11 protein-coding genes are annotated in these 13670 nt (G+C 73.6%); 8 read left to right on the forward strand and 3 right to left on the reverse strand.

The window, feature by feature from the left end; translation table 11 throughout:
* Positions 1 to 19: 19 nt before the first annotated feature.
* The 4 genes from aztB (at position 20) to aztD (ending at position 4341) form a co-directional block, all read left to right on the forward strand.
* Entirely contained in the window at positions 20 to 889 is an 870-nt protein-coding gene (aztB, locus tag ACOJVX_RS14550) for a zinc ABC transporter permease AztB (protein WP_026420624.1), read from the forward strand.
* Entirely contained in the window at positions 886 to 2121 is a 1236-nt protein-coding gene (locus ACOJVX_RS14555; RefSeq protein ID WP_103056606.1) for a hypothetical protein, read from the forward strand. The genes aztB and ACOJVX_RS14555 overlap by 4 nt, the downstream gene beginning before the upstream one ends.
* The gene (aztC, locus tag ACOJVX_RS14560; protein WP_026420626.1) at positions 2118 to 3068 is read left to right on the forward strand and encodes a zinc ABC transporter substrate-binding protein AztC; all 951 of its coding nucleotides are present in this window, start codon (positions 2118 to 2120) and stop codon (positions 3066 to 3068) included. The genes ACOJVX_RS14555 and aztC overlap by 4 nt, the downstream gene beginning before the upstream one ends.
* 73 nt (positions 3069 to 3141) lie before the next feature.
* Entirely contained in the window at positions 3142 to 4341 is a 1200-nt protein-coding gene (gene aztD / locus ACOJVX_RS14565) for a zinc metallochaperone AztD (protein ID WP_026420627.1), read from the forward strand.
* Between the two features lie 120 nt (positions 4342 to 4461).
* Here the strand turns inward: aztD and ACOJVX_RS14570 are convergent, their stop codons facing one another.
* Positions 4462 to 5157, reverse strand: a complete 696-nt coding sequence (locus ACOJVX_RS14570; protein WP_418155498.1) for a fasciclin domain-containing protein — start codon at positions 5155 to 5157, stop codon at positions 4462 to 4464.
* A 97-nt stretch (positions 5158 to 5254) separates the two neighbouring features.
* Entirely contained in the window at positions 5255 to 6823 is a 1569-nt protein-coding gene (locus tag ACOJVX_RS14575; RefSeq protein WP_422646843.1) for a molybdopterin-dependent oxidoreductase, read from the reverse strand.
* 843 nt (positions 6824 to 7666) lie between these two features.
* On the opposite strand from ACOJVX_RS14575, the gene ACOJVX_RS14580 reads away from it, so the two are divergent.
* A complete protein-coding gene (locus ACOJVX_RS14580) occupies positions 7667 to 8614 on the forward strand; it encodes an SDR family NAD(P)-dependent oxidoreductase (protein ID WP_103056604.1) in 948 nt (315 codons plus the stop codon).
* Positions 8615 to 9121: 507 nt separating this feature from the next.
* Positions 9122 to 9814, forward strand: coding sequence for an O-methyltransferase (locus tag ACOJVX_RS14585; RefSeq protein WP_103056603.1), 693 nt, complete (start codon positions 9122 to 9124; stop codon positions 9812 to 9814).
* Between the two features lie 303 nt (positions 9815 to 10117).
* Here ACOJVX_RS14585 and ACOJVX_RS14590 read toward each other — a convergent pair whose 3' ends face one another.
* Positions 10118 to 10942, reverse strand: a complete 825-nt coding sequence (locus ACOJVX_RS14590) for a helix-turn-helix domain-containing protein (protein WP_103056602.1) — start codon at positions 10940 to 10942, stop codon at positions 10118 to 10120.
* Between the two features lie 201 nt (positions 10943 to 11143).
* Here ACOJVX_RS14590 and ACOJVX_RS14595 point away from each other — a divergent pair, with 201 nt between their 5' ends.
* Both ACOJVX_RS14595 and ACOJVX_RS14600 read left to right on the forward strand, forming a co-directional pair.
* Positions 11144 to 12142: an aldo/keto reductase gene (locus ACOJVX_RS14595; protein WP_030227238.1), complete on the forward strand. Its 999-nt coding sequence runs from the start codon at positions 11144 to 11146 to the stop codon at positions 12140 to 12142.
* Positions 12143 to 12443: 301 nt separating this feature from the next.
* Positions 12444 to 13661: a M20 metallopeptidase family protein gene (locus ACOJVX_RS14600; protein WP_026420636.1), complete on the forward strand. Its 1218-nt coding sequence runs from the start codon at positions 12444 to 12446 to the stop codon at positions 13659 to 13661.
* Positions 13662 to 13670 lie beyond the last annotated feature (9 nt).

Genomic DNA, 13670 nt, shown 5'->3' on the forward strand with positions numbered 1-13670 from the left:
CACTATAAGGTGCGTCGCCATGGACATTCTGCTGCCGTTCGAGGTGGCCTTCGTGCAGCGGGCTCTGGTGGCGGGCGTGCTCGTCTCGCTGGTGTGCGCGCTCGTGGGCACCTGGGTGGTGTTGCGCGGCATGGCGTTCCTCGGGGACGCGATGTCGCACGGGATGCTCCCCGGCGTCGCCCTGGCCTCACTGCTCGGTGGGAGTCCCCTGATCGGGGCCGCGCTGAGCGCGGGAGTGATGGCGCTGGGGGTGAACGCGTTGGGACGAACCCGCCGCATCTCCCGGGACACCGCGATCGGGATGCTCTTCGTCGGCATGCTCTCGACGGGCGTGATCATCGTCTCGCACTCCCGGTCCTTCGCCGTCGACCTGACCGGGTTCCTCTTCGGGGACGTCCTGGCCGTCCGCGACGGCGACCTCGTGGGTCTCGCGGTGGCCCTGGCCGTCGCCGGCCTGGTCTCGGCACTCGGGTACCGGGCGTTCCTCGCCCTGACCTTCGACCCCCGCAAAGCGCACACCCTGGGGCTGCGGCCACGCCTGGCGGAGGGGTTGCTGCTGGGCCTGGTGACGCTCGCGATCGTCGCGTCGTTCCACGTGGTGGGCACCCTGCTGGTCTTCGGACTCCTCATCGCGCCGCCGGCGGCGGCCGCGCTGTGGGCGAGGCGAGTGCCGGCGATCATGGCCGGTGCCGCCGCGCTCGGCGTCACCGCGAACGTCGTGGGGCTGCTGGTGTCCTGGCACTTCGGGACGGCCGCCGGAGCGACCATCGTCGCCGCCGCCGTCCTGCTCTTCTTCCTCTCGGCACTCGCCGCCCGCCTCGTCCGGCGCGCGCCCCGTGCCGAGCCGTCCCCGAACGACCACCACGAAAGGACCGAGTACCAACCGTGACACGGCAACAGCACACGCGGGCCGCCCGGCTCGCGGCTGGGCTCGCGTCGGTGTCCGTCCTGATCGCGGCCTGCGGCAGCACGACACCGGCGGAGAGCCCGGCCACCGTCGAGGAGGACGTGCCCCACGGCTACGTCGAAGGCGCGGAGGAGACCGCCGAGGCGCAGTCCCGGCTGGTCATCGCGGACGCGGAGACCGGAGGGGTCAGGGTCCTCGACCTCATCGACGAGGAGGTCCACGAGGTCGGCCAGGTCGAGGGGGTCGAGGACATCGCCGGCGACGGCCGCTTCGGCTACGTCGCCGGTGCCGACGACGCGGTCCACGTCATCGACAGCGGTTCCTGGATGGTCGACCACGGGGACCACGTGCACTACTACCGGGCCGAGGTCCGGGACGTCGGCACCGTCGACGGCGTGGAGCTCACCGACGCCTTCAGCGATCCCGTGGTGACCGCGGTCTCCTCCGCCGACGGTCGCACGCTGGTGCTCGACCGGGCCGAACTCGACGGCGGGACGGTGGTCCCCCGCGTCGAGGAGGTCCCGGTGGCGGGCACCTCCGCCACGGTCCCCTACCGGGAGCACCTGCTGGCGCCGGCCGGCGGTGGAGCCGGTGACGGCACCGTCGAGATCCGGGACCGTGACGGGGAAGCGGTGTCGACCCTCGACGTGACCTGCGAGGACCCGCGCGGGCAGGCGCTGACCCGCCGGGGCGTGGTCTTCGGCTGCGCCGACGGCGCGCTGCTGGTCACCGAGGACGACGGCCGTTTCGACGGGGAACTGATCGCCTACCCGGAGCCGGTCGAGGACGGGGAGCGGATCAGCACCTTCCGCCACCGCCCTGGCAGCACGACGCTGGTCGGCACCGCAGGGGATGCGGGGGGCTGGCTCCTCGACGTCACCGAACGGACGTGGCGGCACTGGGCGACCACCGAACCCGTCGTGGCCGCCAACACGGCCGGCGAGGGATCCGCCGTCCTCGTCCTCACCGCCGACGGTGTGCTGCGGGGGCTCGACCCGGACACCGGTGAGGAGACCGCCGCGGTGTCCCTGCTGGAGCCGGGGGCCGCGGCCGGGACACCGGCCCCGGTCATCGAGGTCGACACCACCAGGGCCTACGTCAACGACCCGACCTCCGGTGAGATCCACGAGATCGACTACAACGACGACCTGCGGGTCGCCCGCACCCTCGAGGTGCCGGGGCTGGCCAGCCACATGGTGGAGACGGGACGATGAGCGGCCGAGGCGCGCGCCCCCGCGCACACCGACTCGCCGGTTCCCTGCTCGCGCTGGCCACCGGACTCGTGGTGGCGGCCACCGGGTGCTCCACCGCCGACGCCGACCACGGCGAGGTCGTGGTCACCACCAACATCCTGGGCGACATCACCCGCAACATCATCGGTGACCAGGCCGAGGTGACCGTGCTGATGCGGCCCAACGCCGACCCCCACTCCTTCGGGATCTCGGCCCGGGAGGCGGCTCTGGTCGAGCGGGCCGGGCTGCTCGTGCACAACGGCCTCGGCCTGGAGGAGGGGATGCTCCGCCACGTCGCGGCCGCCGAGGAGTCCGGGGTGCCGGTCGTCTCCGCGGGTGACCACGCCGACCCGATCGACTACACCTCGGACGAGTCGCGGGGGGAACCCGACCCGCACTTCTGGACGGATCCGGTGCGCGTCGTGGCGGTGGTCGAGGAGATCACCGACCGCGTCGTCGAGCACGTCGACGGCGTCGACGAGGAGGCCGTGCGGGCCAACGCGGACGCCTACCGCGCCGAGCTCGAGGCGCTGCACGAGGAGATGGCGGAACGCTTCGCCGAGATCCCGGTCGACCGGCGGCAGCTGGTCACCAACCACCACGTGTTCGGCTACCTCGCCGAACGCTACGACTTCGAGGTCGTCGGCGCGGTGATCCCCAGCGGGACGACACTCGCCTCCCCCAGCGCCTCCGACCTGGAGTCCCTCGCCGGAGCGGTGCGGGACGCCGGGGTGCCGGCGATCTTCGCCGACTCCTCCCAGCCGGACCGCCTCGCCCAGGTCCTGGCCGACCACGCGGGTCTGGACGTGGCGGTGGTCCCGCTCTTCTCCGAATCGCTGAGCGCGGAGGGCGAGGGGGCGGAGACCTACCTGGACATGATGCGCGCCAACACCGACTCGATCTCCCAGGGGTTGCTCGGGCAGCTCTGACCACCCATGACACCGCACCGGGCCGGTGACCGCCGGCCCGGGAACACCGAACGAGAACAGAGAGCGAACACAGATGCGAACCTCCCCACGCACCCCGGCCGGACGTGTGAGAGCACTGGCCGTGCCGGCCCTCGCCGCCGCGCTGACCCTCAGCGCGTGCGGCGGGTCCACCGAGAACGACGAGGCGACCGACGCCGAGGCGTCGACCGGTGCAGCCACGCCCTCGGTCGTCGACCCCATCGTCACCACCTACGACGGCGGCCTCTACGTGCTGGACCCGACGACCCTGGAGGTCGTCGAGGACATCGCCCTGGACGGGTTCAACCGGTTGAACCCCGCCGGCGACGACCGCCACCTCTTCGTGTCCACGTCCTCCGGTTTCCAGGTGCTGGACGCGGCCACGCCGGAGCTGACGGACCTGGAGTTCGAGGGCCCCAAGCCCGGTCACGTGGTGCGCCACGCGGGCAGGACGGTGCTGTTCTTCGACGGTTCCGGTGAGGTGCTGATCTTCGACACCGACTCCCTCGGCGACTCGCTGCCCGAGGCGGACACCCACACGACCCCGGAGCCGCACCACGGCGTGGCGGTCGAGCTGTCCACCGGCGAACTGGTGACCACCCTGGGCAACGAGGACGAACGCCCCGGCATCGTCGTGCTCGACGGCGACGGCGAGGAGATCGCCCGCAACGAGGACTGCCCCGGTGTGCACGGTGAGGCCACCGCGCGGGACGAGGCGGTGGTGATCGGCTGTGAGACCGGTGTGCTGATCTACCGCGACGGTGAGATCACCAAGGTGGACAGCCCCACCGACTACGGGCGCATCGGCAACCAGGCCGGCTCCGAGGAGTCGAGCATCACCCTGGGTGACTACAAGCAGGACCCGGACGCGGAGCTGGAACGCCCCACCCAGATCTCCCTGATCGACACCGAGGACGCGAGCGTGGAGCTCGTCGAGCTGGGCACCAGCTACACCTTCCGCTCCCTGGCCCGGGGCCCGGAGGGCGAGGCCCTCGTCCTGGGCACCGACGGCGCGATCCACGTCGTCGACCCGGAGACCGCCGAGGTCGTCAACACCATCCCGGTGATCGACGAGTGGGAGGAGCCGCTGGAGTGGCAGCAGCCGCGCCCGGCGATCTTCGTCCGAGGTGGCACGGCGTTCGTCACCGACCCCAGCGCCACCGAGATCCACGCCGTGGACCTCGAGTCCGGTGAGATCACGGCGACCGGGTCGCTGCCCTCGGCCCCCAACGAGCTCAGCGGCACCCTGAGCTGATCCGGGTCGACCCGGTCCGGGGTTCGGCGGCGGTCGGTCGCGCACCGACCGCCGCCGGTCCCGGTGGTCACCCCGTCCCGCGTGGTCACCAGCCCCCCGCCAGGCCGTCCTGGCCGGAGGTCACTCCTGGGGCATGAGCACCTCGTCGACGACGAACACCGTGGCGTTGGCGGTCGGGATGTTCCCGCACAGCACGCTGGCCCCGTTGACGGTCAGGTCCTCGCCCGAGCCCTCGACCGTGAGCTGGCCGCCCTGCACGGTGTCGAGGGTTCCCCACTCGGCGACGCCGTCGGCGTCCAACCGCTCCGGGACGACGTGGTAGGTCAGCACGCCGGTGAGGTCGTCCGCCCGGTCCGGGTCGGTCAGCAACGCGGTCAGCTCGTCCTCGGGGATCGCCTCGAAGGCCGGGTCGGCGGGCGCGAAGACCGTGTAGCTGGCGCCGGTGTCGTTGAGGGTGTCCCCGAGCCCGGCCGCCTCGACGGCCGCCGTCAGGTTGGTCAGCAGCGGGTTGTTGCTGGCGGCGGTGCCCACCGGGTCGTCGATCATGCCCTCGACCGACCCCGGGTCCTCCGGGTCGGTGGGGACCTGGTCACAGCCGGGCCCGTAGACGTCGGCGGCCGTGGTCACCCCGTCACCGGCCATCCCGTCCTCCGGCGAGGTGTCCTCCTCCGGTCGCTCCGGCGCGCTGGTCACCGTGCCCCCGTCCGTTCCCGGCCCGGGGTCCTGGGCTTCCTCCTCGCCGTTGGCGCAGGCGGCGAGCAGCAGGGCCGAGGCGGTGATGCCGCCAGCCAGGGCGGTGCGTCGCGTGGTCCTCATCGGATCGTTCCTCCTCGGTCTCTTTCTGGGACTTCATGGGGTCTTCGGTACGTGCGGCCGGAGGTATTGCCCCGGATCGTGAATTTCTTCCGCGCGGTCACTCGGCGGTGCAGACGACGGCATGCCAGCCCGTCGCCCCGTCGGGCACGGTGCCGACCCGTTCCTCGGTCTGGGTGTGGCCGTCGCGGTCGGTGGCCCGGCAGGAGATGCGGTGGCCACCGGGAACGAGGTGGACCTCGGCCCGCCACATCCGCCAGGTGTCCGGGTTGACCTCCCGGGCCAGGGTCGCCGGTTGCCACGGCCCGTCGTCCACCCGCACCTCGACCGAGTCGATTCCCGTGGTCTGGGCCCAGGCGACCCCGACGACGGTGGTCCTGCCGGCGGGGAGCGTCTCGAACCCCCGGGGCGAGTCGATGCGGGACTGCGTCTTGATCGGCGCTCGTTCGGCCCAGCCCCGCTCCTCCCAGTAGGTGCGGCGGTCGCCCGTGGTCAGCTCGAGGTCGACCAGCCACTTGGTGGCGGACACGTAGCCGTACAGGCCGGCGGTGACCATGCGAACGGGGAAGCCGTGCTCGGGTGGCAGGGCCTCCCCGTTCATCCCGAAGGCGAGCAGGGCCACCCGGTCGGGATCGAGCAGGGTCTCCACCGGGGTCGCGGCGGTGTACCCGTCCACGCTGGTGCCGAACACCCGCTCGGCCCCCGCCCGGACTCCCGCCTCCCGCAGGAGGTCCCGCAGGGGAACGCCGACGAACTCGGCCGTCGAGACGTAGGGACCGCCGACCTCGTTGGAGACGCAGGTCATGGTGATCGTCTCGGTCCGCCAGGGTCGGCGGAGCAGGTCGTCGAAGTTCAGGGACAGTTCCCGCTCGACCAGCCCGTGGACGCGCAGCCGCCAGTCCTCCGCGCGAAGGGCCGGCACGCGCAGCGCGGTGTCGACCCGGTAGAAGTCGTCGTTGGCCGTGATGAACGTCGGGGTCCCCTGGTCGACGAAGTCGGCGCCGCCCGGTGGCGGCGAGGGGGGCGGGAGGCGGGCGGTGACCGCGCGTCGGGACTCCTCCAGCCCGCCTCGACCGGTCAGCGCCTGACCGCCCAGCGTGGCCGTCGCCGAGCCCAACGCGACCGCGCCGGTGGACACCAGGAGCCGCCGGCGCCCCAGGCCCGCACCGGTCCCGGTCAGGGCCGGGTCCTCCCCGGTGTCCTTCCGGGGACCGCGCGGGCGGGAGGCCGACCAGAGCAGCGCGAAGACCACGCCACCCACCACGGTCGACGAGAGCGGCACGGCCACGGCCCAGGTGGGCAGGTCGGGTCGGCCCAGTGTGGCGAGGGCCCCGGCCGTCCCCCCGAGCCCGACCAGGATGAGGCCAGGGAGTGGGCCGCCGCGCGAGGCCAGGCCGCCGGCGGCGCCGAGCACCGCGAGGACCACGCCCATCCCGACCAGCAACGCGGTCTTGTTCGCCTCGCCGAAGGCGGCGATCGCGAAGTCCTTCACGGGTTCCGGCGCCAGGTCGATGGCGGAGTTCCCGACGGCGAGGAAGGGCGAGGACCCGGGCGAACCGGTGAGCCCGGCCAGCAGGTGACCGGCACCGAGCGCGGCCGCCACGGCCAGCAGCCCGGTCAGGCAGGACGTTCCTCGCGGGGGTGGGTGGACGCTCTCGTGGTCCCTCATGCCCCTTCTTCGGGGCGGAGGTGCCCGGGGGTTGCCCTGCTCCCGGTTCACCGCGCGTCCGTGCGCACTGGACCCCGGCGGGCGGCGAGGACCTCGGAGCGCCACTGGGTCGACTCGCCCGCCTCCGGGCAGCTGCCGGGGGGTGGGCGGCGCGGAGGACTCCGGTGCGGGAGCGCGGGACCGTGCGGGGCGATCTGGTCGGGGTCCACGTTCCGGGTGGCCTGCCCGGTCGGGTGCCACCGGGTCCGGACCGAGTCACCCGCCCGCCCGCCGGGGCGGTCCTCCCACCCGGTCGCCGGCGGCGGTGCTGGTCGGCGGGAGCGGTCCGACCGTGGGGTGCCTCGCCCACCCGGGCGGCTCCGGCCAGTCACCGATGCTCGGGGCGGGGCGTGTGGTGGCCTGCCGTCCGCCGCGGTCCCGCTCGGCAACGTCCTGAGTGGACGACGTGTCGCGGCCTCCCGCCGGCTCGGTGGGTACCGGCCTGGTCCTGCCCCCGGGTCCCGGCGGGCGGGGGTGGCATCCGTTGCCGGTGCGAGGCCGACCGCGGACCGGGGAGGGAACGGAACATGGTGGCCCCCGCGGGAAGGCCGGCCTCCGCCGCCGTCCCAGCCGGTGGCCGGCGGGATCGCGCGGACCCGACGCCGGGGGTGGCGGGCTGGTCGCCCCTCGGCCCACCGGTCGGTGACGGGGGCGGGGTCGTGCCGCTCCACGGACCCCTTGACTTCACGAGCCAATCCTCGTATTTTTTTGCGAGCAATTAGTCGCGTTTCTTTCGGTGCGTCCGAGTCCGCGCTGGACCCGTCCGCACCAGCCCCGCGACCAGGCCACAGGAACCGGAGGACCATGACCAGCACGCACACCTCCCGCACCACGGGTGCCGCCACCCACAGCAGGCGCGCGATCCTGGGAGCCGCGGCGGGGGCCGGAGCGCTCGGACTGGGAATGCTCGGCGCCGGCTCGGCGAACGCCGCCGGCAGCGGCACCGCCACGGGCCGACGGGGGCGCTTCCGGGGCAAGGTTGTCCTCGTCACCGGCGGCACCTCCGGGATCGGCGAGGCGACCTGCGCCGCCTTCGCCGCCGAGGGCGCGCGGGTGGCGTTCTGCGGACGCCGGGAGTCCCACGGCCGCGCGGTGGAACGACGCATCCGCCGAGCCGGGGGCCACGCCGTCTACCTGCGGGCCGACGTACGCGACGCCGACTCCACGCAGGCCTTCGTCGACCGCGCGATCGAGAACCTCGGACCGCCCGACATCGCCTTCAACAACGCCGGTGTGCAACACACCGCGCCGCTGCACGAGATGACCCTCGAGCAGTGGGACGACACGATGAACACCAACACCAGGGGGACCTTCCTGGCGATGCGGGCGCAGTTGCCCCCGATGATCGCCCACGGCGGTGGGCACATCATCGTGAACTCCTCGGTCGGTTCGGTCGTGGGCCGCCCCGAACTCTCGGCCTACCAGGCGAGCAAACGCGCCCAGGAGGCGTTGGTCCGCTCCGCGGCCCTGGAGTACGGCGGCGCCGGGATCCGGGTGAACGCGATCCTCCCCGGCATCACCGACACCGCGATGATCCGGCCACCCGGGCTCGACGACGCGCTCTGGGAACAGGCGAAGGTGGGCCTGGGCCAGCTCAACGTGGACGGCCTCGGGCGGATCGCCACGCCGGAGGACATCGCCTCCGCCGTGCTCGCGATCGCCTCCGAGGACTTCTCCTACCTGACGGGGGTCTCGATCCCCGTCGACGGCGGTGTGGCGGCGGGTCGACCGATGCGCATCCCGCCGCTGTGACCTCGGGTGCACGGCGCGGGCGATGAGCGCGGAGGGCACCGCCGCCAGGCCGTGGAGGGACCGCGACCGCGGGCCACGAGCCCCCGGTTGGGCCCGCCCGGCCCGGCACACGGCGTGCAGGGCTCGCGCCCCCTCCACGGACGCACACCTCGGGTCCACGGGAGCCGGGGCGGCGGCGCGGGGACCGGAACCAGCCGACCCGCCCGCGCACCCGTGAGCGGCCCCCAGCTCCCGTCGACGTCGGTACCAGGAGCCGACGAGCGTGTCGCGGAATCGTCTGACCAGTGAGGTGCCAACGAGGCGGTCGGCACACCACCGCCCACCACGCGCGGTACGCGCGGAGACCCGTCGTCGCCGGCCGGACGGGCGGCTCGACGAGACCCGGGCGCGGGCACGCGGACCACGGACGAGCGGGTCAGGGCACCCGCTCGCTCCTGCTGCGTACCCGGCCACCGCACCGGCGGCCCGCCCGCCTCCGCCACCCGCACAGTCGACGAAGGAGCCTCGATGAACTCACTGACGTCCGCCCGCGTCGCCCAGGTCCTCAGCCGCCTGCACCGGGAAGCGGACGCCGCGGACAAGCCTCTGATCGACGGCCTCTCCGGTGGGGATCTGTCCGAGGAGGACCTGATCCGGCGAACCCTCGAGGAGGAGGGCCGGGACTACCGGGCGTTGTACCGCCGGTACGCCGACAACTACTTCTGCGTCTCCCCCACCTTCGGGCAGTTCCTCTACGTCTGCGCCAGGATCGCCGGCGCGAGGCGGGTGGTCGAGTACGGCACGTCCTTCGGCGTCTCGGCGCTGTACCTGGCCGCGGCGCTGCGGGACAACGGGGGCGGACGCCTGATCACCACCGAGCTGGAACCCGGCAAGGCGGCCTACGCACGGAGGAACGTCTCCGAGGCGGGCCTGGACGACCTGGTGGAGTTCCGCATCGGAGACGCGTTGGAGACGCTGCGCGACGACCTCGGTGGGCCAGTCGACCTGGTGCTGCTGGATGGCGCCTTCTCCCTCTACCTGCCCGTCCTGCGGCTGGTGGAACCGCGTCTGCGACCCGGCGCGCTCGTCATCGCGGAGAACGCGCTGGACGCGGTGACCGACTACCGCGAGCACGTGCGGGACGCCCTCGGCGGGTACCTGACCCTGACCGTCCCCGTCGACGGGGGTCGGGGCAACGAGCTGTCACTGCGCGTCGCCTGACCTCCGAGGACCCCGCCGTGCTCCGCGTGAGGAGTCACCGCGCGGCGGGCGGCCCCCGTGCGGCCAGGTCCGCCGGCCGGAGGTCCCGAGTGGACCGGACCTGGTCCTCGCGACATCCGACTGGTCGCCCGAGCAGCTGGAGGTGCCATCAGAACGGAGAGCCAGCCGGCGACCAGGACAGGTATCGGGGGCCGCCGTGGACGACACCGCCGGTCGCATCCGGCACCTAGCCGTGCAGCACGCCGTGCCCTCCCTCTTCGGCCACCGACGGCCCCGAGCGCCGCGGCCCGAGCTCGCCTGGCGCTACGCCGCGGGGTGGTCCTCCCGCTCCACCGCCGCCGGGTCCGGGAGGTAGACGAGCAGCGACTGGCCGGTACCGGGCAGGGACAGGCGTTCGTAGGCCATCGTGATCTCGTGGCCGCCGATCCTCCACCGTTCGGTGCCGGTCGCGCTCGGCAGACCCGCCGACGCCGCGTACCGCTCGGCGAACTCCGCGCCGACGGTGGCCGCGAGGTCCCCGACCAGCGCGGCGGTGTCCTGGTCGCCGAGGTCAGCTGAGGCGCGCAACGCGGCCACCCGGGCGTCCGCGACCACCGGCCAGTCCGGATAGGTCAGCCTGGCCCGGGGGTCGGTGAAAAGGTATCGGACCAGGTTCGGTCGGGGGTCGTCGAGCAGCCCGGTCGACGCGACCAGCTCCCGGAAGCCGGCGGTGTGGGCGAGGACGGTGGTCCGCGCGTCCAGGACGAGGGCCGGCGCCGGTTCGAGCTGGTCGAGCAGGGCGAGGAGCGTCGGGCGGACCGGCGCGACCGGCGGGGGCGGGGTGGCTGGGCTCGGCGTCCGGGCGCACGCCATGTCACTCGACTTCGCCAACCGGTGCAGGTGCGCGTGTTCCTCCGGGGACAACCGCAGCGCGTCGGCGAGCGCCCGCAGCACCGGAACGGAGGGATGCCGGTCGCGCCCCCGCTCCAACCTGGTCAGGTACTCGACGCTGATACCCGCGAGATCCGCGAGTTCGGCTCGGCGCAGACCGGGGGTGCGTCGTCTCCCGCCCGGGGAGATGCCGGCGGTGGTGGGTGCGGTGGCCTCACGGCGGGCCCGCAGGAAGGCCCCCAGAACGTTCTCGGGCATAACGCTTCATCCTAGGGTCGCCAGCGGGCCGTAGCGGGGCCCTGGGAGGGTCTCCCTCACGCCGGATCCCCAGGCCAGGGTGTGTGGGATGAACGATTTCCACGAAGGACCACGCAAGCCGCGGCGGTCCCGCACAGCCGAGGAGCACGCACGAGCTCCCCGTCCGATCGCACCGCCGAGGTCGAGGAGGTGGCGGTGACCATGCGGTACCGACTGTTCGGGCGGACCGGACTGCGCGTCTCCGAGGTCGTCCTCGGGACGATGATCCTCGACGACGAGCGGGAGCTGCGGCGGGTCCTGGACACCTACGCCGAGGCGGGCGGCAACTTCGTCGACACGGCCTCCTGCTACGGCAGGAGCGAGGATCTGCTGGGTGCGGTGCTCACCGACCGCGACCGCTTCGTCCTGGGCACCAAGTACACGGTCTCCCACGACCGGGACGATCCGAACGCCTCGGGGAACCACCGGAAGAACCTGGTGGGTTCCCTGGAGCGGAGCCTGCGACGGTTGCGCACCGACCACGTCGACGTCTACTGGGTGCACGTTTGGGACCGGCACACGCCGATCGAGGAGACGATGCGGGCCCTGGACGACGTCGTCCGGGCCGGCAAGGTGCTCTACGTGGGGGTGTCGGACGCCCCGGCCTGGCTGGTCGCCCAGGCGAACACCCTGGCGGACTGGCGGGGTTGGACCCCGTTCGCTGGTCTCCAGGTCCCCTACAGCCTGATCTGGCGGGACGCGGAACGGGAACTGCTGCCGATGGCCGAGGCGTTCGGCATGAGCGTGACGGCGTGGGCGCCGTTGGGTGGGGGCGCGTTGACGGGCACCTCGACGCGGGCCGCCCCGGAGTCGCTGTCGGCGAAGGATCGCCCCGTCGCCGAGGCCGTGTGGGCGGTCGCCGGGGAACTCGGCGTCTCCGCCGCCCAGGTGGCGCTCGCCTGGACGCGGCGGCGGGCCCCGGTGCTGCCCATCGTCGGGGTCCGCGACGCGGACCAACTGGCGAACAGCCTCGGCGCCGTGGACCTCGTGCTGCCCGACGACGTGGTCGACCGCCTGGAGGCGGCGACCGGGTTCGAGGCCGGTTTCCCCACCGACTTCATCAGCCAGTGCGAGACCGACCCGTTCGTCTTCGGGAACACCGCGCCCGCCGTCGGGGGAAGGCCGCGGTGGACCGGCTCGCAACCGGCTGGCGACAGGTGACCGGCTGACCGCCGGCCGCTATCCGGCATCCGTCCGGTATCCGGTATCCGGTATCGGACGTCGGGGCGCGGCTGGGCGCGTCCGAGGAGTCGACCCCGCACGAGGCCCTGCCCGCTCCCGGGGCGCGCCGGCGTCCGGTCCGCCGTCCCCGGGGGCGGCTGGCCGCCAGCGCGGCCCGGACCGCGCGGTGCTCGCGGCCCATCCGCCGGTCACGGGTACGCCGTCGTGCCCCGTGCTTCTCGCCGCCGGTCCTCGGTGGAAGGGTGGGGGAACGGGGGGCGCGACGGAACCGGAGGCACTGATGACACCCACTCCGAGGCGGCTGGTCGTCGACGACGCACTGGCCCGGGACCTGATCGGGTTGCGACGGGCCCTGCACGCGGACCCCGAGGTGGGCCTGGACCTGCCGCGCACCCAGCGGCGGGTCCTCGACGCGGTGGACGGGCTGGGGCTGGAGATCACCACCGGGGAGCGGCTGGGGTCGGTCGTCGCGGTCCTGCGTGGCGGCCGTCCCGGTCCGGTGGTCCTGCTGCGCGGCGACATGGACGCGCTTCCGCTGGACGAGCTGACCGGGCTGACCTTCGCCTCGACCAACGGGGCGATGCACGCCTGCGGCCACGACCTGCACACGGCCGCACTGGTCGGCGCGGCCCGGCTGCTCGCCGGGGTCCGGGATTCCCTCCCCGGGACGGTCGTGTTCATGTTCCAGCCGGGCGAGGAGGGCTACGACGGCGCGGGCGTCATGCTCGACGAGGGTGTGCTGACCGCCGCCGGCGCGGAACCGGTGGCGGCCTACGGGGTGCACGTGGCGGCCGACATGCCGCGCGGGGTGCTGACGAGCCGGCCGGGGCCGATGATGGCGGCGTTCGGCCGGTTGGACGTCACGGTCCGGGGCAGCGGCGGGCACGCTTCCCGCCCGCACCACGCCCTGGATCCGATCCAGGTCGGAGCCGAGGTCGTCACGGCGCTCCAGACCCTCGTCACCCGCCGGTTCGACGTGTTCGACCCGGTCGTGGTGACCGTCGGGGAGTTCCACGGCGGTACCGCGCCCAACATCATCCCCGACTCGGCCCGGCTGCGGGCCGGTGTCCGCTGGTTCAGCGCCGACAACGCCGCGCGGCTGGGCAGGGAGCTGCCCGAGCTGGTCAGGAGCATCGCCGTCGGGCACGGTCTGACCGCCGACGTCACCTTCGAGGAGGTCCTGCCCGCGACGGTCAACGACGCCGGTGAGGCCGAGTTCTACGCGCGGACGGCGGTCGGTCTCTTCGGGGCGGACCGGTACCGGCACCTCGACAACCCGCTGACGGGCTCGGAGGACTTCTCCCGGGTGCTGGGCCGGGTCCCGGGCTCCTACGGGTTCCTGGGGGCCGCGCCGGCCGATCCCGGTGGGCGGCCGGCGAGCAACCACTCCCCGCGCGCGGTGTTCGACGACGGGGTCCTCGCCGACCAGGCGCTGTTCCTGGCCACGCTGGCACGCGACCGCCTGCACCGGGAGCGGGAGGAGGGCGGGGCTGGCTGATCCGGGCGC

Source organism: Actinoalloteichus caeruleus, assembly GCF_049311605.1.
Classification (GTDB): Bacteria; Actinomycetota; Actinomycetes; order Mycobacteriales; family Pseudonocardiaceae; genus Actinoalloteichus_B; species Actinoalloteichus_B caeruleus.